The organism is Caballeronia sp. NCF2, assembly GCF_023631205.1.
Taxonomy (GTDB): domain Bacteria; phylum Pseudomonadota; class Gammaproteobacteria; order Burkholderiales; family Burkholderiaceae; genus Caballeronia; species Caballeronia zhejiangensis.
This window is the reverse complement of sequence record NZ_JALQDN010000036.1, coordinates 1-1,430: the sequence shown is the minus strand read 5'-3', so window position 1 is coordinate 1,430 and position 1,430 is coordinate 1. Positions and strand designations below refer to the sequence as shown.

The 1,430-nt window shown below is 61.4% G+C and carries 1 protein-coding gene; it reads right to left on the bottom strand.

The annotated features are described in order from the left end of the window. Positions 1-9: 9 nt before the first annotated feature. On the bottom strand, positions 10-1,338 hold the full coding sequence (locus NCS02_RS13765; protein WP_239295098.1) for an IS4 family transposase: 1,329 nt from the start codon (positions 1,336-1,338) through the stop codon (positions 10-12). Between the last annotated feature and the right edge of the window lie 92 nt (positions 1,339-1,430).

Here is a 1,430-nt window from a genome sequence, read left to right as displayed (position 1 = left end):
TAATGCCGTTCAGTTAAGGTCTTTTCTTAGATAGCGAACGGTGTACCGTTTAGGGCGGGATTTGACGACCCGGTCGCATGTGCGTCCGGGTCGTTTTTCGTTGCGCATAGACTTGAGCCTTTCGCGCAGACGCTGAAGGCAGGCGGGTAATTTTGCAAACGCCGGCGTGAGGGCCGCCCACATCATCTCGTGCTGGATCGTGTGAAGCGCTCGCACGAAGCTGATATCAGTCGGAGCAAGTTTCGCTTCTCGCGCGGCGCTCGCGATCTCACGTCGAATCAGGTTGTAGGCGATCAACGCGCCCCATATCTCCTGATAGACCCCTGCGACGGTGCGGCTGCGCAAGGTCAATTCCGAACCCAGCATCGATTGTTTGAGCTCGGCGTAACTGGTTTCGATCTGCCAGCGGCGCTCATAACAGGCGACGATATCAGCGGGCTTGAAGCGTCGGCGATCGATCAGCGAAGTCAGCAGCACGCGTTCGCGTCCGCGCGCGTCGATGGCACGGATCGCCCGCGCGCTCCAGAATTCGGGCAAAGCCGGACATTTCTGGCGCGCCTGCGGCGACACACGCATGCGCACCATCGCATCGTCAGCGCTACCCGAGACGACTTCCCAGCAGGTGTTGGCTTTGGCTGGAATCAGGAAGTGGCGATTGCGCGCGTTCATCGTCAGGCCACACAGGATTTCCGCGGCCAGAAAGCCTTTGTCGAACACCGTCAGTGAGTCTTCCGGGATCTGCGCCAGCAGGCTTTTGGCGTACACCATTTCGTTGGTGTCGTAGCGACCGAAATTGATATCGGCGATCAGGTGCGTCGGAATGGCGGTGAGCGTCACGGCGCGCACCTGCGGATAACTCGCCACCTTGCCGCTGGCATAGCCCTGCGCGCCAAAGTGCTCGCGGTTGGCCGCGCTGTCCGGGGTGCGCAGTGTGGTGCCATCCATTGCCCACAGACTTAAGCCCTTGAACGCATGGTGGGCCGCGTCCTGAGTCGTCCACGCTCGCGCGGTCTGTTCAAACAGCCACGCCATCGGCGCTTCGCCAACGCGTTGGCGCGCCTGCGCCGCAGCGCTCTTGCTGACAAACGGGGCGGCCTCGTTGGGCAAGGCCAGATCGAGGCTGTCAAGGACCTCGCTGATCGACCAGTGACGGTACATCGCCAGCGCAATGACCAGCCACACCACCTGCTCGGCCGGAAGGCGACGGCGCCGGATGCTCGCCGTGCCGGTCGCCTGGACTGCGCGTTCGATCCACTCGAAGGGCAGATGCTCGGCCAACCGTCGCAGATCGGCCGGCTCCTGTGCTTCGATCAGGTACGTGAGGTGGTTGGCAAGCATCGCACCGAGAAGTTAACAGCCCGGCGCTCCGTTTACAACCACTTCTCGCTCCACAAACAAAAATGCCGTTCAGCGCTAACTGAACGGCATTA

Bases quoted from the DNA above. Each gene is read 5' to 3' on its own strand.
- NCS02_RS13765 (WP_239295098.1), bottom strand. From the start codon at position 1,338: ATGCTTGCCAACCACCTCACGTACCTGATCGAAGCACAGGAGCCGGCC.